The 25,362-nt window shown below is 72.0% G+C and carries 22 protein-coding genes and 1 pseudogene; 12 read left to right on the top strand and 11 right to left on the bottom strand.

Features of this window, described 5'->3' with window-relative positions; translation table 11 throughout:
* Nucleotides 1-99 precede the first annotated feature (99 nt).
* Nucleotides 100-3,993 (top strand): DNA-directed RNA polymerase subunit beta', encoded by a 3,894-nt coding sequence (locus ACFVWU_RS08165; protein WP_387617002.1) that lies wholly within the window; start codon nucleotides 100-102, stop codon nucleotides 3,991-3,993.
* Between the two features lie 103 nt (nucleotides 3,994-4,096).
* Here the strand turns inward: ACFVWU_RS08165 and ACFVWU_RS08160 are convergent, their stop codons facing one another.
* From ACFVWU_RS08160 to ACFVWU_RS08135, 6 genes are all read right to left on the bottom strand, one after another.
* Nucleotides 4,097-5,428, bottom strand: coding sequence for a M48 family metalloprotease (locus ACFVWU_RS08160; RefSeq protein ID WP_387617000.1), 1,332 nt, complete (start codon nucleotides 5,426-5,428; stop codon nucleotides 4,097-4,099).
* A 153-nt stretch (nucleotides 5,429-5,581) separates the two neighbouring features.
* Entirely contained in the window at nucleotides 5,582-6,532 is a 951-nt protein-coding gene (locus tag ACFVWU_RS08155) for a hypothetical protein (protein ID WP_387616998.1), read from the bottom strand.
* Between the two features lie 44 nt (nucleotides 6,533-6,576).
* Complete coding sequence (locus ACFVWU_RS08150) at nucleotides 6,577-8,817, bottom strand: hypothetical protein (protein WP_387616996.1); 2,241 nt, start codon at nucleotides 8,815-8,817, stop codon at nucleotides 6,577-6,579.
* Nucleotides 8,814-9,674, bottom strand: a complete 861-nt coding sequence (locus ACFVWU_RS08145) for a hypothetical protein (RefSeq protein ID WP_387616994.1) — start codon at nucleotides 9,672-9,674, stop codon at nucleotides 8,814-8,816. Before ACFVWU_RS08145 ends, ACFVWU_RS08150 begins: the two co-directional genes overlap by 4 nt.
* Nucleotides 9,675-9,764: 90 nt before the next feature.
* Nucleotides 9,765-10,484: a Crp/Fnr family transcriptional regulator gene (locus ACFVWU_RS08140; RefSeq protein ID WP_387616992.1), complete on the bottom strand. Its 720-nt coding sequence runs from the start codon at nucleotides 10,482-10,484 to the stop codon at nucleotides 9,765-9,767.
* Nucleotides 10,485-10,623: 139 nt separating this feature from the next.
* Entirely contained in the window at nucleotides 10,624-11,436 is an 813-nt protein-coding gene (locus ACFVWU_RS08135; protein ID WP_387617093.1) for an RNA-guided endonuclease TnpB family protein, read from the bottom strand.
* A gap of 131 nt (nucleotides 11,437-11,567) precedes the next feature.
* On the opposite strand from ACFVWU_RS08135, the gene ACFVWU_RS08130 reads away from it, so the two are divergent.
* The 8 genes from ACFVWU_RS08130 (at nucleotide 11,568) to ACFVWU_RS08095 (ending at nucleotide 18,343) form a co-directional block, all read left to right on the top strand.
* On the top strand, nucleotides 11,568-12,242 hold the full coding sequence (locus ACFVWU_RS08130) for a DUF4097 family beta strand repeat-containing protein (protein WP_387616990.1): 675 nt from the start codon (nucleotides 11,568-11,570) through the stop codon (nucleotides 12,240-12,242).
* An 82-nt stretch (nucleotides 12,243-12,324) separates the two neighbouring features.
* Entirely contained in the window at nucleotides 12,325-13,512 is a 1,188-nt protein-coding gene (locus ACFVWU_RS08125; RefSeq protein ID WP_387616988.1) for a sensor histidine kinase, read from the top strand.
* Entirely contained in the window at nucleotides 13,509-14,189 is a 681-nt protein-coding gene (locus ACFVWU_RS08120) for a response regulator (RefSeq protein ID WP_387616986.1), read from the top strand. The genes ACFVWU_RS08125 and ACFVWU_RS08120 overlap by 4 nt, the downstream gene beginning before the upstream one ends.
* A 167-nt stretch (nucleotides 14,190-14,356) precedes the next feature.
* Nucleotides 14,357-14,968 carry a hypothetical protein gene (locus tag ACFVWU_RS08115; RefSeq protein ID WP_387616984.1) on the top strand — a complete coding sequence of 204 codons (612 nt, stop codon included), beginning with the start codon at nucleotides 14,357-14,359 and terminating at the stop codon, nucleotides 14,966-14,968.
* Between the two features lie 54 nt (nucleotides 14,969-15,022).
* A complete protein-coding gene (locus ACFVWU_RS08110; protein ID WP_387616982.1) occupies nucleotides 15,023-15,763 on the top strand; it encodes an NAD-dependent deacetylase in 741 nt (246 codons plus the stop codon).
* Between the two features lie 92 nt (nucleotides 15,764-15,855).
* Complete coding sequence (locus ACFVWU_RS08105) at nucleotides 15,856-17,070, top strand: cytochrome P450 (protein ID WP_387616980.1); 1,215 nt, start codon at nucleotides 15,856-15,858, stop codon at nucleotides 17,068-17,070.
* Between the two features lie 19 nt (nucleotides 17,071-17,089).
* Complete coding sequence (locus ACFVWU_RS08100; RefSeq protein WP_387616978.1) at nucleotides 17,090-18,088, top strand: ADP-ribosylglycohydrolase family protein; 999 nt, start codon at nucleotides 17,090-17,092, stop codon at nucleotides 18,086-18,088.
* 6 nt (nucleotides 18,089-18,094) lie between these two features.
* Entirely contained in the window at nucleotides 18,095-18,343 is a 249-nt protein-coding gene (locus ACFVWU_RS08095) for a GntR family transcriptional regulator (protein ID WP_387616976.1), read from the top strand.
* Here the strand turns inward: ACFVWU_RS08095 and ACFVWU_RS08090 are convergent.
* Both ACFVWU_RS08090 and ACFVWU_RS08085 read right to left on the bottom strand, forming a co-directional pair.
* A complete protein-coding gene (locus ACFVWU_RS08090) occupies nucleotides 18,340-18,612 on the bottom strand; it encodes a hypothetical protein (RefSeq protein WP_387616974.1) in 273 nt (90 codons plus the stop codon). The two genes, ACFVWU_RS08095 and ACFVWU_RS08090, sit on opposite strands and share 4 nt — an antisense overlap.
* 66 nt (nucleotides 18,613-18,678) lie before the next feature.
* Entirely contained in the window at nucleotides 18,679-19,167 is a 489-nt protein-coding gene (locus ACFVWU_RS08085; protein ID WP_387616972.1) for a hypothetical protein, read from the bottom strand.
* Between the two features lie 895 nt (nucleotides 19,168-20,062).
* Here ACFVWU_RS08085 and ACFVWU_RS08080 point away from each other — a divergent pair.
* The 3 genes from ACFVWU_RS08080 (at nucleotide 20,063) to ACFVWU_RS08070 (ending at nucleotide 22,473) form a co-directional block, all read left to right on the top strand.
* Nucleotides 20,063-20,830 carry a helix-turn-helix domain-containing protein gene (locus ACFVWU_RS08080; RefSeq protein ID WP_387616970.1) on the top strand — a complete coding sequence of 256 codons (768 nt, stop codon included), beginning with the start codon at nucleotides 20,063-20,065 and terminating at the stop codon, nucleotides 20,828-20,830.
* Between the two features lie 98 nt (nucleotides 20,831-20,928).
* Nucleotides 20,929-21,075 carry an NUDIX domain-containing protein gene (locus tag ACFVWU_RS08075; protein WP_387617091.1) on the top strand — a complete coding sequence of 49 codons (147 nt, stop codon included), beginning with the start codon at nucleotides 20,929-20,931 and terminating at the stop codon, nucleotides 21,073-21,075.
* A gap of 75 nt (nucleotides 21,076-21,150) precedes the next feature.
* Complete coding sequence (locus ACFVWU_RS08070; protein WP_387616968.1) at nucleotides 21,151-22,473, top strand: serpin family protein; 1,323 nt, start codon at nucleotides 21,151-21,153, stop codon at nucleotides 22,471-22,473.
* 6 nt (nucleotides 22,474-22,479) lie between these two features.
* Here ACFVWU_RS08070 and ACFVWU_RS08065 read toward each other — a convergent pair whose 3' ends face one another.
* The 3 genes and pseudogenes from ACFVWU_RS08065 to ACFVWU_RS08055 all read right to left on the bottom strand — a co-directional run.
* On the bottom strand, nucleotides 22,480-23,595 hold the full coding sequence (locus tag ACFVWU_RS08065) for an ADP-ribosylglycohydrolase family protein (protein WP_387616966.1): 1,116 nt from the start codon (nucleotides 23,593-23,595) through the stop codon (nucleotides 22,480-22,482).
* 48 nt (nucleotides 23,596-23,643) lie between these two features.
* Entirely contained in the window at nucleotides 23,644-24,915 is a 1,272-nt protein-coding gene (locus ACFVWU_RS08060) for a DUF2786 domain-containing protein (RefSeq protein ID WP_387616964.1), read from the bottom strand.
* A 104-nt stretch (nucleotides 24,916-25,019) separates the two neighbouring features.
* Nucleotides 25,020-25,362, bottom strand: a pseudogene (locus ACFVWU_RS08055) (transporter); the annotation flags it as partial.

The following is a 25,362-nucleotide window of genomic DNA, read 5'->3' as shown; positions in this document are numbered from 1 at the left end:
CGGAGGTCGGGCCGGCTGCCCCGAGCCGCCGGCCCGCCCCCAGGCCCCCCTCAGACCACAGATAAGACTCTCGAATTACGAAAGAGGGCTTGACGACCAGTGCTTGACGTCAACTTCTTCGACGAGCTCCGCATCGGCCTGGCCACCGCCGACGACATCCGCCAGTGGTCGCACGGCGAGGTCAAGAAGCCGGAGACCATCAACTACCGCACCCTGAAGCCCGAAAAGGACGGCCTCTTCTGCGAGAAGATCTTCGGCCCCACCCGGGACTGGGAGTGCTACTGCGGCAAGTACAAGCGCGTCCGCTTCAAGGGCATCATCTGTGAGCGCTGCGGCGTCGAGGTGACCCGCGCCAAGGTGCGCCGCGAGCGGATGGGCCACATCGAGCTGGCCGCCCCGGTGACCCACATCTGGTACTTCAAGGGTGTGCCGTCCCGCCTCGGCTACCTGCTCGACCTGGCGCCGAAGGACCTCGAGAAGGTCATCTACTTCGCCGCCTACATGATCACCTGGGTCGACGACGAGCGCCGCCAGCGCGACCTGCCGTCCCTGGAGGCGCACGTCTCGGTCGAGCGTCAGCAGATCGAGAACCGTCGCGACGCCGACCTCGAGGCCCGCGCCAAGAAGGCCGAAACCGACCTGGCCGAGCTGGAGGCCGAGGGCGCCAAGGCCGACGTGCGCCGCAAGGTGCGCGAGAGCGCCGAGCGCGAGATGAAGCAGCTGCGCGACCGCGCGCAGCGCGAGCTCGACCGCCTCGACGAGGTGTGGGCCCGCTTCAAGAACCTCAAGGTCCAGGACCTCGAGGGCGACGAGCTGCTCTACCGCGAGCTGCGCGACCGCTTCGGCACCTACTTCTCCGGCTCGATGGGCGCGGCGGCCCTCAAGGACCGCCTGGAGACCTTCGACCTGGCCGAAGAGGCCGAGCGCCTGCGCGAGATCATCCGCACCGGCAAGGGCCAGAAGAAGACCCGTGCGCTGAAGCGCCTCAAGGTCGTCTCCGCGTTCCTGCAGACCAGCAACAAGCCCAACGGCATGGTGCTGGACTGCGTCCCGGTCATCCCGCCGGACCTGCGTCCGATGGTGCAGCTGGACGGTGGCCGCTTCGCGACCTCCGACCTGAACGACCTGTACCGCCGCGTGATCAACCGCAACAACCGCCTGAAGCGCCTGCTCGACCTCGGTGCCCCCGAGATCATCGTGAACAACGAGAAGCGCATGCTCCAGGAGGCCGTCGACGCGCTGTTCGACAACGGCCGCCGCGGCCGTCCGGTCACCGGTCCGGGCAACCGCCCGCTGAAGTCCCTCAGCGACATGCTGAAGGGCAAGCAGGGTCGTTTCCGCCAGAACCTGCTCGGCAAGCGAGTCGACTACTCGGCCCGTTCGGTCATCGTCGTCGGCCCGCAGCTCAAGCTGCACCAGTGCGGTCTGCCGAAGGCCATGGCGCTGGAGCTCTTCAAGCCGTTCGTGATGAAGCGCCTGGTCGACCTGAACCACGCGCAGAACATCAAGTCGGCCAAGCGCATGGTCGAGCGTGCCCGCCCGGTCGTGTGGGACGTGCTCGAAGAGGTCATCGCCGAGCACCCGGTCCTGCTGAACCGTGCGCCCACCCTGCACCGCCTCGGCATCCAGGCCTTCGAGCCGCAGCTGGTCGAGGGCAAGGCCATCCAGATCCACCCGCTCGTCTGCACCGCGTTCAACGCGGACTTCGACGGTGACCAGATGGCCGTCCACCTGCCGCTCTCCGCGGAGGCGCAGGCCGAGGCCCGCATCCTGATGCTGTCCTCGAACAACATCCTGAAGCCGGCCGACGGTCGCCCCGTCACCATGCCGACCCAGGACATGGTGCTCGGTCTGTTCTTCCTGACCTCGGACCGCGACAACGTGAAGGGCGCCGGCCGCACCTTCTCGTCGACCGCCGAGGCGATCATGGCCTTCGACGCCCGCGAGCTGGACGTCCAGGCCCCGATCGAGCTGCGCCTCGGCGCCGGCACCGTCCCGCCGCGCGGCTGGACCGCTCCGGTGGACGAGGACGGCCAGCAGACCTGGTTCGAGGGCGAGCCCTTCCGCCTGACCACCACCCTGGGCCGCGCGCTCTTCAACGAGCTGCTGCCCGAGGACTACCCGTTCGTCGACTACGAGGTGGGCAAGAAGCAGCTCTCCGCGATCGTCAACGACCTGGCGGAGCGCTACCCCAAGGTCGTCGTCGCGGCGACCCTGGACAACCTGAAGGCGGCCGGCTTCCACTGGTCGACCCGCTCGGGTGTCACCGTCTCGATCTCGGACGTCATCGTCCCGCCGAGCAAGCCCCAGATCCTGGAGGGCTTCGAGGCGAAGGCGGAGAAGGTCCAGAAGCAGTACGAGCGCGGTCTGATCACCAACGACGAGCGCAAGCAGGAGCTCGTCGGCATCTGGACCCAGGCGACCAACGAGGTCGCGGACGCCATGGCCGCGAACTTCCCGAAGACGAACCCCATCTTCATGATGGTCGACTCGGGTGCTCGTGGAAACATGATGCAGATGCGCCAGATCGCCGGTATGCGTGGTCTGGTGTCGAACGCCAAGAACGAGACCATCCCGCGACCCATCAAGGCGTCGTTCCGTGAGGGTCTCACCGTGCTGGAGTACTTCATCTCCACCCACGGTGCCCGTAAGGGTCTGGCCGACACCGCCCTCCGTACCGCCGACTCCGGTTACCTCACCCGTCGTCTGGTCGACGTCTCCCAGGACGTCATCATTCGCGAGGAGGACTGCGGCACCGAGCGCGGCCTGAAGCTGTCGATCGGTTCCGTGGGCGCCGACGGCGTGCTGCGCAAGGCCGACGACGTCGAGACCAGCGTGTACGCCCGCATGCTCGCCGAGGACATCACCGTCGACGGCAAGCTGCTGGCCACCGCCAACACCGACCTCGGTGACGTGCTGATCGACGAGCTGATCCGCCACGGCATCGCCGAGGTCAAGGTCCGCTCGATCCTGACCTGTGAGTCGGCCGTCGGCACCTGTGCCTTCTGCTACGGCCGTTCGCTGGCCACCGGCAAGCTGGTCGACATCGGTGAGGCGGTCGGCATCATCGCCGCCCAGTCCATCGGTGAGCCCGGCACCCAGCTGACCATGCGTACCTTCCACACCGGTGGTGTGGCCGGTGACGACATCACCCAGGGTCTGCCGCGTGTCGTCGAGCTCTTCGAGGCCCGTACCCCCAAGGGTGTGGCCCCGATCTCGGAGGCCACCGGCCGGGCGCGGATCGAGGACACCGAGAAGACCCGCAAGATCGTCATCACGCCGGACGACGGCACCGACGAGATCGCCTACCCGGTCTCTAAGCGTGTGAAGCTGCTGGTCAGCGAGGGCGAGGCGGTCGAGGTCGGCCAGAAGCTGACCATGGGTGCCACCAACCCGCACGACGTCCTGCGCATCATGGGCCAGCGTGCCGTCCAGGTCCACCTGGTCGCCGAGGTCCAGAAGGTCTACAACTCGCAGGGTGTGTCGATCCACGACAAGCACATCGAGATCATCATCCGGCAGATGCTCCGCCGCGTGACGATCATCGAGTCGGGCGACGCCGAGCTGCTCCCGGGCGAGCTCGTCGAGCGCGGCCGCTTCGAGACCGAGAACCGTCGTGTGGTCTCCGAGGGCGGTCACCCCGCCTCCGGCCGTCCGCAGCTGATGGGTATCACCAAGGCCTCGCTGGCCACCGAGTCCTGGCTGTCGGCCGCCTCCTTCCAGGAGACGACCCGGGTCCTCACCGACGCGGCGATCCACGCCAAGTCGGACCCGCTGCTGGGCCTCAAGGAGAACGTCATCCTCGGTAAGCTCATCCCGGCCGGTACGGGTCTGCCCCGCTACCGCAACATCCGGGTCGAGCCGACCGAGGAGGCCAAGGCCGCGATGTACTCGGCCGTCGGCTACGACGACTACGACCTGTCGCCCTTCGGCGCCGGCTCCGGCCAGGCGGTTCCGCTGGACGACTACGACTACGGCCCGTACACCGGCTGAGTCACGCGTCACTGATCGCAGGGCGGTCACCCCTCACGGGGTGGCCGCCCTGCGGCGTTTCCGGTTACCGGGCGTGCTCAGCAGGCCTGCCCGGCGGGCGGGTTCAGCGCGCGCCGGTGGCCGCCGCCGCGCGCCAGTCCTCCAGACGGCGGATCCGGGTGTGGGTGTCGGGGTGGGTGGAGAGCAGCCGCTGACCGAGGCCCGGGCGGACGGCCCGGCCGCCGTTCTCCCGCGCGGCAATCGCCAGGGCCTGCTCCTCGTCCCGCAGGAAGCCGTGGAAGACCTCGATCATGGCGTCGGCGAAGCCGAGCTCGGCAGCCTGGATGTCCGCCCGCAGCTCGGAGCGGCGGCCGACCGCGGCGAGCAGGTACGGCGTGACCAGGACCAGTAGCAGCGGCGGGAAGGAGAGGGCCACGGCCACCACCAGGACCACCGCGACGACCCCGACCACGAGGGCGCCGAGCAGCGAGAAGATCGAGGCGATCTGGAACGCGATGACCGCCGCGAACCGGAAGACCACCCAGGCGATCCGGGCCGGCATCGAGTACCAGTAGCCGAGCAGGGTCGCCCAGGCGTGACCGCCGCGGTGGTGGCCGAGCTCATGCGCGAGCACGGCGGCCAGCTGGGCGTCGGGGAGGGTCTCCAGCGCGTACCGGGTCACGCCGACGATGTGTCCGGCGGCGGCGGTGGCGTTGATCGCCTTGTGGTCCTCGATCCACAGGTCGTACGACTCCGGGCTCACCCCCGCCTTGGCGGTCACCTGGTGCCAGATCGGCTCCAGCCGGGTCAGCTCGGAGTGCAGCGCGGGGCGCATCCGGAAGAGGTAGCGGGCGAGGAGCTTCTCCGTCGGGCGGTGGAAGACCAGGGCGCCGGAGGCGACCCAGACGCCGATCAGCAGCCAGTTGAGCGGCTCGGGGAGGAACAGCGAGACCAGCGTGACGACCAGCAGGCTGCAGAGGAAGTGCGGGAGCTGGAACAGCAGCTGACCGATCGTGGTGGCGTCGGCGCCGCGCTGGCGGGCGGCCATGTGGATCCGGCCGGTGTGCGGGTCGATGTCGACCGTGGGGTCGAGTACGGGCGGCTGCGGCGGTGCGGGCGGCGGGGCGAAGCCCTGGGCGGGGACGCGGGGCGGCTGCTGCGGGGGCTGGTGCGGGGGCGGGGGCGGGGGCGCGTACTGCGGCGGGACGGTGGTGGGGTGCTGCGGGGCCGCGGTGGGGTACTGCGGCGGGGGTGCGGTGGGGTACTGAGGAGCCGGGGCCGGGTACTGCGGCGGGGCCGCGGTCGGGTACTCCGGTGCGGTGGTGGGGTACTGCGGCGGGGCCGCGGCCGGGGGCTGGGGAGCGCCGTGCGGGTGCTGCGGCGGGACGGTCGGGTACGGCGGCGGGGACGTCGGGTACTGCGGCGGCGGAGCGTCCGGATAGGTCGGTTCGGTCATGACGGAGTCCTTGGGACGGGACGCGCGCGGCAGCGGCGTCCGTACGGCGGTGGACGGGTGCGGACGGGTGTGGACGGGTGTGCGGAACCGGGTCAGCCCGGCAGCAGGGCGGTCACCGGCGGGAACGGACCGGCGCCCACGGGTTCCTCGGGTTCACCGGGGGAGCGGCGGGTTCGCTCCCTTGTCGAGCCGGGGCGTCCCCGGCGCGCCGGGCCGGGCGCGCAGGATGGCCTCGAACGCGGCCTTGGCGTCCTGGCGCGGGCCCTCCAGTTCGAAGTCCTCCAGGGCGTCCTGGTCGAGCAGTCGCTGGATCACCGAGAGCTGCCCCTGGACCAGCTCCTGCTGCTCGTCCTTCAGGTAGCCGAGCGCCCGCGGCAGGTCCTCCGGGTGGGCGGCGACCTGGAGGGCCCAGGCGGCCACCCCGCCCTGCTCCAGGTGGTACTGGTAGAACTTCGCCTTCGCGGCCAGGACCTCGTTCGCCTCCTGGACCTGCCGGAGGGCGTGCGGATGGGCCTGGGTGTCGAAGTGGTACCCGCGCAGCCGCTCCTTCTGGTCGCGGGCGGCCTGGTCGATGTCGAGCTGGACGGCGCAGCCCACCCGCAGGCCCTCGGCCTCGGCGACCGGGTACTCGTCCAGCGCCTGCTGGACGGCGAGTTCGGCCTCGCCGCTCTGGTCGGTGGTGAGGGTGCGGGTGACCGCGCGCATCCGCTGCCGGATGCGGGGGACGAGCACGGCCGGGACGTCACCGATCCGGCTGGTCACCACCAGCTCCGGGACCGTGACCTGCCAGTCGATCTCCACCACGGCCTCGAAGGCGCCGACGTCGTCCCGGCCGGGCAACCGCTCCACCATTTGCAGGTGGTGCAGGCCGAGGTCGATCTCGTACGCGGCCTGGTAGCCGCGGCCGACCAGATCGCTGAAGCCGGGGCGGTGCGGCGGGAGGAAGACCTGGTGCTCGCCGGAGGGCGAGGTCAGTACCAGCGCGGAGTCGGCGCGGGCGGCCGGCCGCTTGGGCAGGCCGAGCGAGCGGCCCAACGGGTGGACCTTCAGAACCGGGTCACTGAGGTCCCCGGTGGGGACGTCGGGGCGGTGTCGTGCCGACATGCGCGGATGCTCCAGGATCGGGACGGGTCGGGTGGGCTTCGGCTTCAGCCGCTGGACGGGGACGGCGCGGGCGCCAGGGTGGCCGGGCCGCCGTCGCGGACGGTGCGGACGAGGTGGTCGAGCCGCTGGCGGTCGCGCTCGGTGACCGCCAGGTCGTCGAACAGCTCGGTGAGTCGGGCGTCCGTCTCGGGCTGGTCGGTGGCGCCGATCAGCCAGCCGCGCAGCACGCCCAGGGCGACGGTGCCGTAGAGGCGGTCGGTGAGGGCCGTACGCCACAGGAGGGCCAGCAGGGAGCGGACCGGCGGCGGCTCCTCGGGGGCCGAGAGCACCGTGACGCTGACCACGCCCCCCGGTTCGGGGCGCGGGCTCCGGGCGTACCAGTCGAGCAGCAGCGGCCGGCCCACGACGGTGTCCTCGGTGCGCTGCGCGGCGGTCAGGAAGGTGGCCAGGGCGAGCTGCCGCAGGCCGGCCGGGCCGGAGAGCCAGCGGACCAGGGCGCGCAGGGCCTCCTCGGCCTCGGGGGAGAGCAGCAGCAGTTCGGCGGCCTCGACCAGGCCGAGTGCCTGGTAGCGGTTGGGCTGGTCGACGGCCGGGGCCTGGGTGCCGAGCCGGAGCTTGGCGGCGAGCTGGTCGAGTTCCGCGGCGGTGAGCCGGTCGGCGGCCAGCGCGAAGGCCTCCAGCGCCTGGGCGGGGAGCAGCGGGCCGAGCAGGGCGTAGCAGCGGATGGCGGTCCAGCGGCGGTGGGCGTTGTCGTCGGCCGCCCAGCTGCGCAGGATGCGCGGGACGGCGCCGGTGCCCGCGTGGTACGCGAGGGCGAGGCTGTTGGCGGCCTGGACGCACAGCCGGAAGTCCTTGGCGCCGGACCACGGGCCGAGCAGTGCGCTCATCGTGGCGGAGAGGTCGACGGAGGCGAGCAGGGCGGTGGCGGAGGCCACCCGGGTGCGGACCAGGGCGCGGGAGTCGGTGGCCAGCGCGTTCAGCCAGCCGGTGATCGCGGGGCGGGCGGAGGGGTGGCTCGCCCAGACCTCGCGCAGCAGCGTGTGCGAGGTGCGGGGGTCGAGGAAGGAGGCCATCCGCTGCGGGACCGGGCCCCACGGGGTCTGTTCGGTCTCCTCGGTGAGTTCGGCCCGGGAGAGGGTCATCCGGTCCTCGATCGAGCTGCCGAAGGGCGGGATGCCGTCCGGCTCGCCGGCGGTGCGGATGGTCTCCAGGCGGCGGAAGAGCTTGTCGGCGCCCTCGGCGGCGAGGGTGTAGGGGGCGTGGTCGAAGACGGCCAGGGACAGCAGGAACGCCTTCTCGCGGAGCGGGAGTTCGGGGTCGCCGAACCAGCGGCCGACCTGTTCCTGGACGACGCTGCCGCCGAACTCGTCGAGGTCCGGGAGGTTGTCCGTCTCGGGCGAGTACCGGGACAGCTCGACCGCGAACTCGGCCAGTTCCCGGACCGGCCGAGGGTGCTTCAGGAACGCCCGGGTCGGGCTGAGGGCGAGCAGCGCTTGGATCTGCGCTGCCGAGGTGTTTCCCAGCAAGGCGCGGAGATGGTTGCTCAGTACGTCCAGGGGGTTGGGGGGCTGCCAGTCGACGGTGGGCAACTCGCGCATCGCGTGGGAACGGACGGTGGTGATGACCAGGTAGCTGTCCTGCTTGGTGAGGGTCTCACGGAGGCGGTCGAGGTCGGATCGGCGCAGCGGGCGGGTGCGGGACGTGGCGTAGTCGGCGAGCAGGTAGCCCTCGGCCTGTTCGGCGCCGGTGAGCAGCGCGGCGGGGGAGACGTCGGGGTCGAGGTTGCGGATCCGGCGGGCTCCCAGATTGGCGAGCAGCGCCAGTCCGGCGTAGCGGCGGCCGGTGTCGGCCCGGCCGGTGAGGATGAGGACCCGCTGTTCGCGTAGCCGGTCGATGGCCTGCTGGTAGGTCGGTCCGTACTGGAAGACCGCGGCCAGGGCGGTGAGTTCCTCCGCCGGGACCTCGCCCGAGGCGTGCAGCGGCGCGCCGAAGGCGGAGCCGAGCTGGTAGACGGTGGTCTTGTGGCCGGTGACGACGTCGCCGTGGACCTGCCCGCCGGAGACGGTGTGCTGGTCGCCGCCGACGAGGTCGCCGCCGAAGCGGGGGTTGCCGCCGGCGAAGAGGAAGCCGTGGCCGGCGAAGGCGTCCGGGACGTGCTCCAGCAGTTCCTGGGCGGCCTCCCAGGCGTTCTGGGGTTCCTCGGGCGGGGCCTCCTGGAGCTCGGCGCCGTCCTGGTCCGGGTCGGGCGGCTGTGGGGAGGCCTCCTGCTCGGGGGTGGCGGTCATCGGTCACCGCCGACGGTGTTGCCGGTGTTGACGTCGCCGTGGACCTCGCCGCCGGAGACGACGTGCTGGTCGCCGCCGATCAGGCTGCCGCCGAAGGACGGTGAGCCGCCGAGGAACTGGAAGGTGGCGGGGGTCCGGCTCTGGGCCGGGGCGGCGGCGGGGGCCGGAGCCGGGCCGGCCGAAGGGGCGGCGGATGGGGCGGCGGCCGCGATGGGAATGCCCTGGGGGGCCGGAGGGGCGGCGACCGGCGTCGGCGCCGGTTCGCCGTACAGCCAGGCGGGGAAGTCGCCCTCCTTGCCCTGGACGGTGATCCGGTGGAAGGCGCCCGTCGGCAGCCCGCCGTGGCCGTGCCGGACGATGCCCTGGTAGACCGCGTCGGAGACGCTGAGCACGCACGGGCCGTCCCGGTGCTTCAGCGCCTCCCGCAGGGCCGTCGAGTCGAGCAGCCGGAAGGCCTGGTTGAGGTCCCAGCCGACCGCTCCGCCGAGCGCTCCGCCCAGCTCCTGGACGGCGACCTCGCCGGCGGCGAGCACGATCCGCAGCCGCACCCGGGCGCTGTCGGCGGCGAGGCGGTTGTTGGCGTACAGCAGGGTGGGGGTCTCGTTGATCAGGGCGTGCAGCAGTTTGGGTTTGGGGACGGTGGGGCTGATCAGGGCCATCACCGAGTCGCCGCGGTCCTCCAAGCGCTGTTCGGCGGGTTCGATGCCGGCGCTGCGCAGCGTCTCGTGCAGGACGGAGTAGAGCATCCGGCGCATGAAGGCCTGCTCGACGTCGTCCCGTCGGCCGAACTGCTCGATGTCCAGCAGCAGGATGGTGTGGTTCACCGGCTCGGTCATGGTCACCTCTCGGTTCGTCATCGGGCCTCAGCCTGCCCGGTGCCGGCGCGGTGGCGTGAGCGCGGGTGAGGCATTCGTTCTGTGACGGTGTGCACAGAACCTCTGTACGGATCAACGGAGTTGACCGGGCCTCCGAAGCAGGTCGGGGCGCGCGATGACCAGCGAGCGGCGGCTGGTGGCGACGATGCCGCGGTCCCGCAGGGACTTGAGCAAGCGGGCGACGGCCTCCCGGGAGGCACCCACCGAGCCGGCCAGCTCCTGCTGGCTGAGCGGGACCGAGATGACGACGCCCTCGTCCGTCCGGCGCCCGTGGGTGCGGGCCAGTTCCAGCAGGAGGTCGGCGAGGCGCTCGCTGACGCTGAGCGAGGCGAACTTCAGCCGGTGGTGGTCGGCCGCGCGCAGCCGGTCGGTGGAGAGTGCCAGCAGTTGCATCGAGGCCGCGGGGGTGCGTTGCAGGTAGCCGGTGAAGGTGGCCCGGTCGACGGCGGCGGCCTCGACCTGCTCCAGCGCGGTGACGGTGGCCGCCCGGGGCCGTCCGCTGAGGGCGGCGGACTCGCCGACGATGTCGCCCGGTCCGCGCAGCGCGAGCAGTGCCTCGTACCCGTTCTCGGCGGCGGCGGTCACCTTCAGCCAGCCGTGCAGGACGAGCAGGACGTGGTCGGAGGGTTCGCCCTCGCGCAGCGCGGTGGACCGCGCGGGGTAGCTGAGCCGGCGGCCGAGGGCGAGCAGTGCGGTGCGGTCGGCGTGGTCCAGCCTGGCCAGGAAGGGTACGCGGTCGTCGAGGCCGTGGCCGGTCGCGGGACCGGGTCCGCCGGACGGCGTGTTGGCCATGGCTGATCAGCCCTCGTTGTGTTCGCCTCGGCGGGGGTGGGCGCGGGTGGTTGAGCGCGGGCAAACAAGCTACTCGCGAACCGGCCGCGCCGTCGGCGATTCCGCGAATTCCGTTCCTTGAGAGATCGGTGAATGAATCTCAGGGATTTGCCCATCGCGGGGCAAAGGTCCTCGTCTGACCCGGCTTGGAGGGCCGGTGCGAGGTAGACGCTTCGCGGCCACCGGCGGGACCAGGTCCCGTCTTGCGGTCGGCTCCACGTCCGTTTCGCGTCTCCGGGCCACTCCCGGCGACGTGGCGCTTCACGAGGGAAGCGAGGTTGCGTGCGGCGTTCTCATCGCGGTCGATGACCAGCCCGCAGTGTTCGCGGCTGAACGTACGTACCCGCAGTGGCAGCCTGGGTTTCACCGCCTGGCAGTGGGAGCACGTCTTGGAGCTGGGGAACCAGCGGTCGGCGACGTTGAGCCGGCCGCCGTTCCACGCGGTCTTGTAGGCGAGTTGGCGGCGGATCTCGCCGAACCCGGCGTCGGACACGGCCCGGGCGAGATTGCGGTTCCTCACCATCCCGGCGACGTTGAGGTCCTCGACCACGATCGTGCCGTACTCGCGGGCGAGTTCGGTGGTGAGCTTGTGGATGCCGTCGCGGCGCAGGTCGGCGATGCGGTGGTGGACCTTGTTGCGCTGCTCGTTGGCGCGCAGCCATCGCTTCGAGGGCTGGCGGCCGGTGCGGTGGTCGGGCCCCATGCGCCGGGAGACGGCGCGGGACAGGCGCCGGAGTTTCTTCTGGGCGTGGTCGTAGTGTTTCGGATTCCCGGCCGGGGGCCGGCCGTCGGAGAACACCGCGAGGGTCTTGACGCCGAGATCGACGCCGATCACCACGTCCGGCCGCCTCGGCGTGGGGCCGCTCCGCTCGACCTCGACCGAGAACGCGACGTACCAACGCCCGGTGTCCAGGTACCCATCGGCTCCATGTCCTCCCCCTCGCGGGGGAGCCGTGGGAACCGCTCCGGCGGGGGAGGTGGCGGAGGGGCCGCTGCGGGAGGCTTCTCGGTGTCGGGATGACGGGGCTTGAGAAGGGGCCGGAAATGAAGCGAGTGCTGGGCGCGATGGCGATCACGGCCGGGGTGCTGGTCGGGATGTCGGGTTGTCTGCCGATCGGGGACGACCAGGAGCACCGGACGGTCAGCTACGGGGTGGCCGAGCAGGTCAAGGAGCTGGTGGTCGAGGGGCAGAACGGCGGCGTGGTGGTGACCGGCGGCGGCGACGCGGTGCACGTGGTCGAGGACCAGAGCTACAAGGGGGACGCGCCGAAGAGCACCCACGAGGTGAAGGACGGCGTGCTCCGGCTGACGTACGACTGCGACTCCTGCGGGATCGGCTACACCGTGCGGGTGCCGGCCGGGACCAAGGTGCGGGTCAAGGAGGGCAACGGCGGCATCAAGCTGTCCGGGCTGGCCGCCGAGGTCGACGCCGACGTGACGAACGGCGGGGTCGAGGCCGGCGGGCTGACCTCCCCGCAGGTGCGGCTGAGCGCCGTGAACGGAGGGGTGCGGGCCGACTTCGCCGGCGCGCCGTCGAAGGTGGAGGCGAAGACCTCGAACGGCGGGGTGAAGCTGAAGGTGCCGTCCGGGGAGACGTACACGGTGGACGCGCGGGCCACGACGGGCGGGACGGACGTGAGCATCCCCTCCCAGCCGGGCGCGGCGCACAGCATCACCGCGCGGGCGGAGACCGGCGGTGTGACGGTCAGCGGTGCCTGACCGGGCGGTGCCGGAGGTTCTGCCGGTAGGGCATGATCTTCTCCGCGGGGGCGGGGCCCCCGGGTACGGGGGAGGTACGAGGGTGGAGCGCGTGGCGCGCTGGCGGACATGGACGACCGGGCTGAGCCCGTACGTGCTGGACACCTTCCTGGCGGTCTGCTCGGCGGCGGTGTCGGTCTGGTCGGTCTACAACGACGACACGGACTGGCCCTGGTGGGTCTACCTGCTGGCGGTGTCCACCGCGCTGTACCTGCCCTGGCGGCGCCGGGTCTCGCTGGCCGTTCTGATCGTCGGCAGTGTGCCGTCGCTGGTGCTGTCGGTGGTGGCGCACTCGGCGAACCCGCAGGTGCCGCTGTACGCGGTGATCGGGATGTACACGGTGGCGGAGCGCTTCCCCGACCGGCAGCGCTGGCCGGTGCTGGCGGTGGTGGTGGTCGCCAACGTGATCGGCACCCACTCGCCGAACGGCGCGCTGTTCAGCGTGCTCACCTCGGGCGGTTCCTTCGTCTTCGGCGCCCTGGTGCGCACCCAGCGGGAGTTGGCCCGGATCCAGGCGGAGCGGGCGCGGGAGGCCGGCGAGCGGGCGGCCAGCGAGTCGGCGCGGGCGGTCGCCGAGGAGCGGGCCCGGATCGCCCGGGAGATGCACGACATCCTGGCGCACGCCGTGTCGTTGATGGTGATCCAGGCCGAGGCCGGACCGCTGGTGGTGCACAACAAGCCGGAGCGGGCGATCCGCGCCTTCGACACCATCGCCGATTCGGGCCGTGACGCGATGGTCCAACTCCGGCGCGTGCTCGGGGTGTTGAAGGATCCGGAGGCGGGGCGGGAGCTGGCGCCGCAGCCCCGGCTGGCCGAACTCGCCGACGTGGCCGAGCGGGTGCGCGGGGCCGGCCTGGAGGTGGAGTTCGAACTCGCGGACGGGCTGGGCGCGGTGCCCGCCGACGTGGAGGCGGCGGCGTACCGGATCGTGCAGGAGGCGCTGACCAACACCGTCAAGCACTCCGGGGCCGACCGGGCCGCCATCCGGGTGCGGCGCACCGGTGACGTGCTGGAGGTCGTGGTATCCGACAACGGGCGCGGCGTGCCGCTGAGGGCCGACCGTACGGTGGCCGGCTGGTCCGGCGGGCGCGGGCTGGTCGGCATCCGCGAGCGGGCGGCGGCCTGCGGCGGCCGGGCCGAGGCCGGTCCGGGGCCGGAGGGCAAGGGGTTCCTGGTGAGTGTCCGGCTGCCGCTGGGGCCGACGGGCGTGGTGGAGAGGGTGGGCGGATGACGTCGATACGGGTGGTGGTCGCGGACGACCAGGAGCTGGTGCGGGCCGGGTTCGGGATGATCCTGGACGCGCAGCCGGACATCGAGGTGGTGGCCGAGGCGTGCGACGGCGCCGAGGCGGTCGAGGCGGTGCGCGCCCACAACCCGGACGTGCTGCTGCTGGACGTCCGGATGCCGGTGATGGACGGGCTGGAGGCGGCCCGCCGGGTGTGCGCCGAGTTCCCGTCCACCAAGGTGATCATGCTGACCACCTTCGACATCGACGACTACGTCTTCGACGCGCTGTACGCGGGCGCCAGCGGCTTCCTGCTCAAGGACGTCCGCCGGGACGACCTGGCGCACGGGGTGCGGATGGTCGCCTCGGGGGAGGCGCTGCTCGCGCCCTCGGTGACCAAGCGGCTGATCGGCGAGTTCGCCGCCCGCCGTCCGGGGACGCCGGACCGGGCGGTGCGGCCGCCGTCCAAGCTGCTGGAGCAGCTGACCCTGCGCGAGCAGGAGACGCTGCGGCTGATCGCGCGCGGGCTGTCCAACGCGGAGATCGCGGCCGAACTGGTGGTCAGCGAGCACACCGTGAAGACGCACGTCAGCAACGTGCTGAGCAAGCTCGGGCTGCGCGACCGGGTGCACGCGGTGGTGTTCGCGTACGAGGCCGGGGCGGTGGTGGCGGGGGAGTCCTGACGTCCGGCGGGGGAGGTCCGAGCGGCTTTCCGGCAGCGCGGTCCTGACCGGCTCCCCCCAGCGGGGGAGGCCGGGAGTTCGCCGGTGCGGGCGATCCGCGACGAGGGCCCCGGCCGGGAGGCTCTGGGGTGTCGCAACGGATCACGGACACCACGGGAGAACCTCGCATGAACGCCCTCCGGAACAGCCGCCTCACCTGCTACGCCGCCGTCGGCGCCCCCGCGCTGATGGCCCTCTACGGCGGCATCCGCCTGGTGCCCGGCTCCCGCGCCCCGGGCCTCGGCTGGACCGCCGGGCACACCGCGATGTTCGCGGGCCTGCTGCTGTTCGCCCCGGTCCTCCTCGCCCTGCGCCGGCTGCTCGCCCCGCGCGGCACCACGGTCGGGCGGCTGGCCGCGAACACCGCGCTGGGAACGGCGCTCATCGGCCTGGCGGCCTCGCTGACACAGATCGGGATCGACCTCTACGTCGGCCTGGCCTCGGCCACCAAGGACGAGCAGGCGCGCCTCTTCGAGCGGGTCCAGGACGTCCCCGGGGTGCTGCCGGCCGTCTACAAGGTCGGCCCGCTGCTCTTCTACGTCGGCCTGCTGGCCCTGCTGGTCGCCGCCTCGGTGGGCGCGGCCCGGACGCTGCGCTGGTGGAGCCCGGTGCTGATGCTGCTCGGCACCGTCGCCTCGGCCGCCGACCTGGCCTTCATCCCGCTCGCCGCCGCCTGCTACCTCGGCGCGCTCTCCCCGCTCACCCGCCCGGCCCCCGCGCTCCGCGCGGCGCTGGCCTGACGGGGCGGCTATATCGGTGGCCGGGGGCGGTGCGGCGGCCGTACCGTCCCGGGTATGAACGCCAAGCGCCCTCTGATCGCCGTGCTCACCGGCGCGGGCATCTCGACCGACTCCGGCATCCCCGACTACCGCGGCCCGCAGGGGCTGTGGCAGAAGGACCCGTCGGCGCAGGAGCTGGTCACCATCGGGCCGTACCGGGGCGACCCGGAGGTGCGGCGGCGGTCCTGGCTGATGCGCCGCGACGCCGGCGCGCTGGCCGCCGAGCCGAACGCCGGGCACCGCGCGCTGGTGGACCTGGAACGTTCCGGCCTGCCGGTGCGGGTGCTCACCCAGAACGTGGACGGGCTGCACCAGCGGGCCGGCCTGCCCGCCCGCAAGGTGCTCGAACTGCACGGCACCGCCCGGGAGGTGCAGTGCCTGCGCTGTCGGGTGGTCGGGACGATGGAGGAGGCGCTGGCGCGGGTCGAGGCGGGCGAGCCGGACCCGGCCTGCCGGGACTGCGGCGGCATCCTCAGGCCGCGCACGGTGATGTTCGGGGAGAACCTGGACCCGGTGGTGCTCCAGCAGGCCGACGCGATCGCCAAGGCCTGCGACATCTTCGTCGCGGTGGGCACCAGCCTCCAGGTCCACCCGGCGGCCGCGCTGCCGCAGATCGCGGTGGAGGGCGGTGCCCGGCTGATCGTCATGAACGGCGAGCCGACCCCCTTCGACGAGGCCGCGGCCGAGGTGATCCGGGAGCCGATCTCCCAGGCGCTGCCCGAGCTGGTGCGGCGGCTGGTCACGGAACGGGCGTGAGGGCGGGCGGCCGTGAAGGGTCTCGTGACGGACGTACCGCATGCGTACGATGATCCTTCCGGCTTCCCCTCACGGCCTGGAGTGAACGACCGATGACGACGACGGCGAAGTTCGACCCCTGGTCGGCGGCTTTCGTGGCCCACCCGTACGACGCGTACGCCGAGCTGCGCGAGCACGCGCCGGTGACGTACTTCGAGCCGACGAACCAGTGGCTCGTCTCCCGCCACGAGGACGTCAGCGCCCTGCTGCGCGACCGGCGGCTCGGCCGCACCTACACCCACCGCTTCAGCCACCAGGAGTTCGGCCGCCCCGAGCCCGACCCGGCGCACGAGCCCTTCCACACCCTCAACGACCACGGGCTGCTGGACCTGGAGGCGCCCGACCACACCCGGATCCGCCGCCTGGTCTCCAAGGCGTTCACCCCGCGCATGGTCGAGGGGCTGCGGCCGACCGTCCAGCGCCTCGCCGGCGAACTGGTCGACGGGCTGCGCGCGGCCGGCGGCGGCGACCTGATCGCCACCGTCGCCGAGCCGCTGCCGGTCGCCGTGATCGCCGAGATGCTCGGCGTCCCGGAGGGCGACCGGCACCTGCTGCGCCCCTGGTCAGCCGACATCACCGGGATGTTCGAACTCAACCCGAGCGAGGAGACCGCCCGCCGGGCCGTCGCCGCGAGCACCGAGTTCTCCGACTACCTGCGCACCCTGATCCGCGAGCGCCGTACCGCCCCCGGCACCGACCTGATCAGCGCGCTGATCCAGGCCCAGGAGGGCTCCGACGCGCTCAGCGAGCAGGAGATGGTCTCCACCTGCGTGCTGCTGCTCAACGCCGGCCACGAGGCGACCGTCAACACCACCGGCAACGGCTGGTGGGCGTTGTTCCGCAACCCCGGGGAACTCGCCCGGCTGCGCGGCTCGGTGGACGAACTGCTGCCCACCGCCGTCGAGGAACTGATGCGCTGGGACACCCCGCTGCAGATGTTCGAGCGCTGGGTGCTGGAGGACATCGAGGTCCGCGGCGTCACCATCCCGCGCGGTGCCGAGACCGCCCTCCTCTTCGGCTCCGCCAACCGCGACCCCGAGCGCTTCGCCGACCCCGACCGGCTCGACCTCGCCCGCACCGACAACCCGCACATCACCTTCGGCGCCGGAATCCACTTCTGTCTCGGCGCCCCGCTTGCCAGACTGGAGCTCACCGAGTCCTACGGCACCCTGCTGCGCCGGGCCCCGGGCCTGCGGCTGGTCCGCGAGCCCGAGTGGAACCCGGGCTATGTGATCCGAGGGCTCAAGGAGCTGCTGGTCGAGGTGTGACGAAGAGGGGGGAGCTGCCGTGGGCAAGGCGACGGGGGCACTGCTGGGGCTGGCGATCGGGGACGCGATCGGCCGGGTGACCGAGTTCAAGAGCGTCGAGACGATCGCGAACGACTGGCCCGACTGGCGGCAACTGCCGCTGCCGGAGCGGGCGCTGGTCACCGACGACACCCAGATGACCCTCGCCCTCGGTCGCGGCCTGCGCACCGCCCTGAAGCGCGGGCCGCTCACGCCCCTGCGGCTGGAGCGGCCCGTCCGCGAGGAGTTCGTCGACTGGTGGCGCTCCCCGGAGAACAACCGCGCCCCCGGCATGACCTGCCTGCGCGCCTGCGAGCGGCTCAGCCACGACGAGTACCGCTGGCAGCAGGCGAGCGACGTCGGCTCCAAGGGGTGCGGCGCCAACATGCGGGTCGCCCCGATCGGGCTGATCCGCGACCTGGACGCCCGGCAGCTCTCCGGCGCCGCCCAGCTGCAGTCCGCGCTCACCCACGGCCACCCGACCGCGCTCGCCGCCAGCGACCTCACCGCCTTTGCCGTCCGCAAGCTGGCCGAGGGCCTCCCGCCGGCCGGACTGCCCGCGGTGCTGCGGGCGTACGCGCTGGCGAGCCGCGAGCGGTACGACGAGTTCTGGCTGGGCAACCTCGCCGACCGCTGGTACGGCAGCTCCCCGCAGGCCGTCATCGCCCGCGGCTGGGACGACTGCCTGAAGTCGCTCGACGACCTCGACGCCGCGCTCGCCGCGCACGACCTCGACGCCGACCCCTGCCTGATCACCGGCGAGGGCTGGATCGCCGAGGAGGCCTTCGTCACCGGCCTGCTCTGCTTCCTGCTGCTGCCCGAAGACCCGGTCGCCGCCGTCCGCCGCGCCGCCTACAGCTCCGGCGACTCCGACTCCCTCGCCTGCCTGACCGGAGCCTTCGCGGGCGCCCACCACGGCGAGTCGGTCTGGCCGCAGGAGTGGGTCGAGCGGATCGAGTACCGGGACGAACTGCTGGAGCTCGGGGCACTCTGGGACTGAGCGGTCGTGGATGAAATACGCGACCGCATCCAGCGGGGCGACTACGTGTCCGGCCAGAAGAGCACTGCGACCGAGCTTGAACGCGAGTTCGGCGTGACTCGGGTCACCACGCAGAAGGCGCTGACGGCGCTGAGGAAGGCTGAACTGATCCGCACCCGGTACGGCATGGGCTCGTACGTGAACGCCCCGGAACCTGGAGCCCCGAGGCGAAGTAGCCCAGCCCAGGCGGACCCGGACGGGCTCGATTCGGCTTAGCTCTCCATGAGGCGCAGGAACCGCAGAGGCGCCGTGATCCCTTCGGCTTCGAGCTGAGCCAGGAACCTCCGCAGTTCCTCGGGTGCGTACGCGCTGCGGTCGACGTCCATGGTGCCGATGCGTTCATCCAGTTCCAGCGCGTGGGCAAGATCCTTGACGTCGGCGCCCGTCAGTTCACAGAGCTGAGTAAGCGCGTCCATGAACGTCGCCTTCGTGGCCAGAAAGGCCGTTCGTGCGGCTTCGTTCAATTCCTCTTGTGCGATGGTCACTCAGCCAGTGTGGCACGTCCTCTCCGGGCCTTCCGGACGGCCCGGAGAGGGGTCATTCAGAGGCCGTTAGGCGACACCCGCCATGATCGGGCCCACGTCGATGCCAGGGCACGGTGCGGCGGGCTTGCAGTCGTTCCCACCGTTGCAGGTGGCGGCGCACATGGCGCCCCACACATCGTTGTCGACCGGGTGCCCGGCGGTCTCCAGCGCGGCCACGGTGCGCCGCACCTCGTCCGGGGTGCCGTAGTTCTCCGCCGGCTCGTGGTGGATGAACCGCCCGTCGGTCAGCGCGCCCATGAACGACACGTACTTGCGGGTCCGCAGCACGGCAGCGTGCCACACCTCGTCCATGTCCACGGTGAGCGCGTAGACGGCCGTCGGGTCGTCCGCGATCAGGGTCGCCCAGTCGCCCCACGCACTGACCAGCTTGCCGATGTACTCCGGCGAGAAACCGGGGTTGTGCTTCTTCACGTCGCTCGCGATGTTGGCCGCGTACTCGGCGAACTCGCCGTGCAGCAGCTCGGACCCGCGCGAGCGGATGACGCTGTCGGACATACTGCTGTTCCCTCCTGAGGGATGGCATCCGGCGGTCGAGCCGGATGGCGCGCCGAAAGCTGGCCAGAGCTAACGGTGCGCGGCTCCCCGGGGACATGCGACTGTCCCCGGGGATGCCCGCCTACTCGGCGGCACGGGGTCCCGCCCATCCACGACGGGGGATGCGCGTACGGACAGGACCACCGTTTCCGTACTGGGACGTCCGCCCACCTTTGGCTTCCGGGGCGGAAGTACGGGAGTTGGCGCCCGTCCCGACCGGAGTCTTGTTGCGACGTCCGAGCGGGACGGGAGTCTGTAGGTGTTACTCGGGGTTCGACGGCAGTCCCAGGCGACGCCGGTCAAGCGCCGTGCGAAGTTCCAGATGCCGAGGGGCCACCTGGGCACGTTCGTCGCGAATGATCTGGCGGCGCGGTGGGCTGAACATCGTTACCGGCCACATGAATTGGAGCCTGAGGCCCCAAAGCGTCTGGACGGCGACTACCGGGTGACTGATCCGGTGGAGTCACAGTCGACACCGGGACCGAGCAGTCACGCGGCAACCGGCGCGGCGACGTTCCGAGAGCGCTTCCGGCCGCAGACCTGAACGGCGGGTTCGTCCGGGTGCGTCCGCTGGTAGTCCGACGGCAGCAGGTACCCGAACCGACGACACTCGCACTGCCACGTGGTGATGCCGTCCGGTCCCGGCGGGTCGGGGTGGATCGGCTCACCGCACAGGCACCTGTCGCGCCCTCTCGCCGAGCCTTGAGCCGGTTTGTGCTTCGCCATTGCCGCTCCTCTGTGTCCACGGAGGGCTTGATGGTGTCTTGGAAGGTCGGTCCATTGCGACGCCACCGAGGCGTCTCTTCGGCGTCCTGACAAGGCGTCATTTCGGTGTCGTTCAGGAGGGGCCCGTCCTATGGTGGGGGTCATGACGACGCCGAACGAGACCCTGAGGGCCGTACGCCTTGGACTTCGCCTCAGCCAAGACGAGTTCGCGAAGCACCTGAGGGCAGTTGGGGCTGCACAGGGAGAACCCAATGACGCCAGTAAGCGCCTCGTGCAGCGCTGGGAGTCAGGGGAGGTCAGGTTTCCCCGCCCGGTGTACGTTCGAGCCCTTGAGGCTGTCACCAAGCTGCCCGTGGACCGCCTCGGCTTCGAGTCACCACAGCTACCGCCAAGGGTCAGCGCAGACGGTACGGGAGGCCATGACATGACAAGCGATGAATCGCGTGTGCCCGTGCAGGCTGCGCCCGCTCCTTCAGGTGAGGACTACTCCGGGGTGTGGATCAGCCACTACGAGTTTTTCAGCAGTAGCCGAGAGAACACGTTCACCGGCCTGCACCACGTCGTGCTGACCCAGAACGGGAATCGGATCACCGGTCGGTCCCTCCCCGGGGCGTCGTCCAATCCTGACTCACCGCTGTCGTTCGACCTCACTGTCGATCGGAACATCGTGACGGGCTCATGGGTGGAACAGACCGCACAGGACGGCTACTACCAGGGAGCGAGGTACCACGGCGCCATTCAGTTGCTGGTCGATCCAACTGGGCGGCGCATGGCCGGTAAGTGGGTTGGCTTCGGCAAGGAATTCGACGTCAACACTGGGCCTTGGGAGTTGCGCCTGTTGGACAAGTCCACGGCTGACGATGTCTTGAGTCGCTACAGCGTGCCGCCGGAGTCATAACGCGCCTCGACACAAGCGCGGAGAGCCCCTGTACCGACCACACCCAACATGGGCAGGACGGGCACGGGGGCTCTTGATTTCCGTAGTGCTCGGGACAGCTGGGCGAATCCCTCGCAGGATGCGGGATCCGGGAGACCCACGAGGAGACCGGCATCGAGATCGAGATCACCGGGATCGTCGGTACCTACACGAACCCGGGTGGACGCGCTCCCCATGGTCGCGAGCATCCGCAAGCGGCTCAATGACTGGCGGAGCGGACCGATTCCCATCGTCCGGTAGCCGCGGCGGAACCCGGAGGCGGGGTGCCGCGTCGAAGGGCCATGACGAACAGCAGCACCGGAACCCGTCGTCGCACGCCCCGCCGCCCGGCGGCGCTGCTCCTCGCCGCCGCGCTCGCCGCGCCGCTGATCGCCGGCTGCGGCAGCACCGGGGCCGCGACCGGCACGGAGGTGAGAGCCTCCGCGCCGGACGGCGGGGCCGCGGTCGATCCGACCCAGGTGGCGGCCACCGCGAAGGCCACCGACGCCTTCGGGCTCGATCTCCTGCACACCCTCACCGCCAAGCCGGACGACGCCGGACGCAACCTCGTGGTCTGCCCGTCCGGCCTGGCCGCCGTGCTCGCCATGCTGCTCCCCGGCGCTCGGGGCGCGACCGCCGACGAGCTCGCCAAGGCCCTGCACACCGACCTCGACCCGAAGCAGTACGCCCTCGCCACCGGCGCCCTGAACCGACCCGTGCCGACCACCGACGGGCTCACCCTGCGCCAGAGCGACGAGGTCTGGACGCAGCAGGGCTTCCCGGTGGAGCCCGACTACCTGGCCGGCCTCGCGGCAGCCTTCGACGCCGGAGTGCACACCACCGACTTCAAGAAGGACCCGGACGGCAGCCGCAAGGCGATCAACGCGGCCGTGGAGAAGGCCACCGAGGGGCGGATCAAGGACCTCTTCGCGGCGAAGGCGATCAACCCGGACACCCGGGTGGTCCTCACCGACGCGCTCTACCTCAAGGCGAAGTGGGCCTCCGAGTTCAAGCCCGCGCACACCGAGGACCGCCCGTTCCACAAGCTCGACGGCGCCACCCCGTCCGTCCCCAGCATGAGCCAGACCGGCGAGTTCAAGTACGCCGACGGCTCCGGCGGGATCGTCGGCGAGCCCTGGCAGGCCGTCGAACTCCCCTACAAGGACGGCAACCTGGCCATGGACCTGATCGTCCCGGCACAGGGCGGCTTCGCCGCCTTCACCAAGGGCCTGGACCAGCCCGAGCTGGACCGGATCCTCGGCGCCCTCGCCGAGCAGCCCGTCGACCTGCAGCTGCCGCGCTTCCACTTCGACACGTCCAACGAGCTCACCCCCGCGCTGCGCTCGCTCGGCGTCCACTCGGCCTTCGACAACGCCGACCTCAGCGGCATCGCCAAGGAGCCGCTCGTCGTCAGCACGGTGGTGCAGAAGGCCACCGTGCAGGTCGACGAGGAGGGCACCGTCGCGGCGGCCGGCAGCGGCGTCGGGGTCGGCGCCGCGGCGGCGCCCGCCCCGCGCCAGCCCGCCCAGCTGCACATCGACCGGCCGTTCCTGTTCCTGATCCGGGACACCTCCGGCGGGCGGCCGCTGTTCCTCGGCCAGGTCACCGACCCGCAGGCCAAGTAGGGCCGTTCACCAGGCCGGGTACCGCCCGCCGAGCGCCGGGTGGTGAGGGTCGCGGCTGCCGAACAGCACCAGCAGGTCGTCCGCGACCGTCAGCAGTTCGGCCCGCCCCTCGACCGCCCCGGCCCAGTCGGCGGGCAGCGCCGAGGCGCCGTACGCGGCCCCGACCAGGTTGCCGCAGACCGCGCCGGTGGAGTCGCTGTCCCCGGAGTGGTTCACCGACAGCAGCAGCGCGGTGCGCACCGGGTCGGGGTCGAGGGTGGCCGCCAGCAGCGAGTACACCGCGATGGCCAGGCACTCCTCGGCGATCCAGCCCAGCCCGACCCGCTCCACCGTGTCCGCCGAGGGCTCGGCCTCCTGGGCGAGCCGCACCGCCCGGGCCAGCGCCTGGACGGTCTCCTTGGACTTCGGCAGCTCGCGGATCTGCTCGACCGTCTCGCCGACCGCCGCCCACGGCTCCGCGCCGGCCGCCAGCCGCTCGACCAGCGCCGCGAAGGCGCCCGCCGCGAGGTAGCCGGTCGGGTGTCCGTGGGTGAGCTGGGCGCACTGCACGGCCAGTCCGAAGGACTGCTCGACTCCCAAGCGGGCCAGCCCGAACGGCGCCGAGCGCATCACCGTGCCGCAGCCCTTGGACCCGGGGTTGATCGGCCCCGGGCGCCCGATCGCGGACGGCGCCTCGAACACCGGGTGCTCGGACGTCCCGCTCAGGCACGCGTTGCCCGGCGCCCGCCGCGCGTACAGGAAGGGCCGGCCCAGCAGCCAGCCGTCGTACGGCCGGGGCTGCGGTTCGGTGTCCGGCTTGCCCTGGTACTGGGTGCGCAGCCAGCGCCGGTAGGCGCCGTGCACGGCCTCCGGAACCGAGCCGCCGCCGCCCGTCCAACCGCGGACGAAGCCGCGGATCAGGCCTTCGGCGGTGAACAGCGTCATCTGGGTGTCGTCGGTGACCTCCACCGGACCGCCGCTCCCGGACGGCAGCGCGGTCACGCCCTGCGGCCCGAACCGGTCCTGGATCTGGTGGAGTTGCTGGAACTCCACCGGCCAGCCCAGCGCATCGCCGATCGCGCCGCCGAGCAGCGCTCCGCGCACCCGGTCGCGGTACCCCGCTTCGGCCGCCGACTCCGTCACGTCGTATCCCCCTCGTTCGTGGCGGGATACGTTCTACCAGGCGGGCCGTCAGTTGTGGATCTCGCCCCGCCCGTGCAGCGCGGCGCGGTCGGCGGCGGCGCGTCCGGCCGCCCAGCCCTCGCCGTCGCTGACCCGCACCCGCTGCGAGACCAGCTTCGGGAACAGCCGGCCCACCTCCTCGTCCACCTTCGCCGAGCGGGCGGCCAGCGCGGGCAGCAGCCGCTCGTCCGGCAGCAGCTGCTCCTCGGTGCCGTCCTCGCGCAGGTGGCGGCCGGCCGCGGCGGCGCTGGTGGTCCGCTCGGTGGCGGTGGTCAGCCGCTCGCGGATCCGCGCCGCGTACGCGACCAGGAAGGACTGCCGGAACGCCTTGCTGCGGGAGTCCTTGCCGGAGCCGGCCTTGTTGAGCGCGTGGGTGGCCTGCACCAGCAGCGAGGTGTAGAGCAGCTCGACGCCGTCCAGGTCGCCGTCGAAGCCGATCACGGTGCAGAAGCCGTACTCCTTCGCCCACACCACCCGGCACCGGTTCGCCGCCGCGACCGCGTCCAGCAGCATCGTCTTGGGGCCCTCGTACGGGTTGTCCACGCCGATCCGCAGCGCCGCCGGGGTGTCCCGGTCGGCACCGGCGGCGGCCAGCAGGGCCTCGTCGATGCTGTGCTGGGCCATCAGCTGCTGGGCCTTGGCGGTCAGCGCCTCGGCCTCCTCCGGGTACTCGGTGGACTCGGCCTTGGCCAGCAGCGCCCGGATCCGCGCCAGCATCCGAGGCTCCCCGGTCACCGGCCCGGTGGCGTGCCGCGTCCGTACGGACTGCCCGGGCACCGGGCCGACCGGGGCGATCGGGGGCAGCCGGCCCCAGCTGCGCAGCAGCTCCAGGACGGCGGTGGCGAGCGCGAAGCGGTCCAGCCGGTGCCGGTGGGCGAAGGCGCCGAGGTACTGCTCGTCGGCCGGCCACCAGACCTCGGTCTCCAGCTCGCGAAGCTGCTCCTGCCAGCGCCGGTCCAGGCCCGCGGCGGGGTGGCGGCGGCCCTCGGCGGCGATCAGGTCCACCGCGAGCGCCAGGTGGACGGGCTTCAGCCGGCGCCGCACCACCCGCACCAGGTCGGCCGGGCGCCAGCCCGCCGACCAGCAGCGGCCCACGGCGGTGTCCACGTACCCCAGCAGCGCCCGACTGACCGCCGGCCACTGCCCGGCCGAGGCGGCCAGCAACGAGGCCCCGGTGTCCAGCGCGAGGTCCAGCCCCTCGTCCGGGGCGGTGAGCACCGACCGCACCGCCTGCTCCAGCAGCGGCCCGGCGTTCCCGCCCTGTTGCGCGCGCTTGCCCACGGTGTGTCCCTGCTCTCCTCGACGATGCCTCGACGGCCCGGCCTCTCCGGCCCATGATGCCGGAGTGGCCGAGCCGAACGCCTGGACGGCCAGGCGGACAGGCCTCAGCGCTCGATCGCCTTGGCCAGGATCTCCGGGGTGCGCTCCAGCAGCCGGGCGGCCGCCAGCCGGATGCCCAGGGTGGCGATCAGGCCGCCGTAGAGCGGGCCGACCAGCAGCACCGGCCAGGTCGGCCCGTCCGAGGTCAGCGCCCAGAGCAGGTAGCCGCCGACCGGCAGGGCGAGCAGCGCGACGCCGAACATCGAGCCGAACTGGTTGAGCAGGATCAGTCCGCCCTGCCCCGGGGCCGCGTTGCGCATCGGGTTGCTGTCGGCCGGCATGGTGTACGGCGCGAGCACGCTGAACACCGAGCCGAGCGCGACGCCGCAGCCGAGCATCGCCAGCGCG

The organism is Kitasatospora sp. NPDC058190 (assembly GCF_042883685.1).
In the GTDB taxonomy this organism is placed as follows: Bacteria; Actinomycetota; Actinomycetes; order Streptomycetales; family Streptomycetaceae; genus Kitasatospora.
This window is presented reverse-complemented; position numbering and strand designations above follow the sequence as displayed.

What these genes read in the sequence shown, in the direction of transcription:
- ACFVWU_RS08105 (WP_387616980.1), top strand. Translation starts at nt 15,856, where the DNA reads ATGACGACGACGGCGAAGTTCGACCCCTGGTCGGCGGCTTTCGTGGCC.
- ACFVWU_RS08155 (WP_387616998.1), bottom strand. Translation starts at nt 6,532, where the DNA reads ATGTCGGCACGACACCGCCCCGACGTCCCCACCGGGGACCTCAGTGAC.
- ACFVWU_RS08130 (WP_387616990.1), top strand. Translation starts at nt 11,568, where the DNA reads ATGAAGCGAGTGCTGGGCGCGATGGCGATCACGGCCGGGGTGCTGGTC.
- ACFVWU_RS08140 (WP_387616992.1), bottom strand. Translation starts at nt 10,484, where the DNA reads ATGGCCAACACGCCGTCCGGCGGACCCGGTCCCGCGACCGGCCACGGC.
- ACFVWU_RS08120 (WP_387616986.1), top strand. Translation starts at nt 13,509, where the DNA reads ATGACGTCGATACGGGTGGTGGTCGCGGACGACCAGGAGCTGGTGCGG.
- ACFVWU_RS08085 (WP_387616972.1), bottom strand. Translation starts at nt 19,167, where the DNA reads ATGTCCGACAGCGTCATCCGCTCGCGCGGGTCCGAGCTGCTGCACGGC.
- ACFVWU_RS08145 (WP_387616994.1), bottom strand. Translation starts at nt 9,674, where the DNA reads ATGACGAACCGAGAGGTGACCATGACCGAGCCGGTGAACCACACCATC.
- ACFVWU_RS08150 (WP_387616996.1), bottom strand. Translation starts at nt 8,817, where the DNA reads ATGACCGCCACCCCCGAGCAGGAGGCCTCCCCACAGCCGCCCGACCCG.
- ACFVWU_RS08110 (WP_387616982.1), top strand. Translation starts at nt 15,023, where the DNA reads ATGAACGCCAAGCGCCCTCTGATCGCCGTGCTCACCGGCGCGGGCATC.
- ACFVWU_RS08160 (WP_387617000.1), bottom strand. Translation starts at nt 5,428, where the DNA reads ATGACCGAACCGACCTATCCGGACGCTCCGCCGCCGCAGTACCCGACG.
- ACFVWU_RS08080 (WP_387616970.1), top strand. Translation starts at nt 20,063, where the DNA reads ATGGTGGGGGTCATGACGACGCCGAACGAGACCCTGAGGGCCGTACGC.
- ACFVWU_RS08115 (WP_387616984.1), top strand. Translation starts at nt 14,357, where the DNA reads ATGAACGCCCTCCGGAACAGCCGCCTCACCTGCTACGCCGCCGTCGGC.
- ACFVWU_RS08070 (WP_387616968.1), top strand. Translation starts at nt 21,151, where the DNA reads ATGACGAACAGCAGCACCGGAACCCGTCGTCGCACGCCCCGCCGCCCG.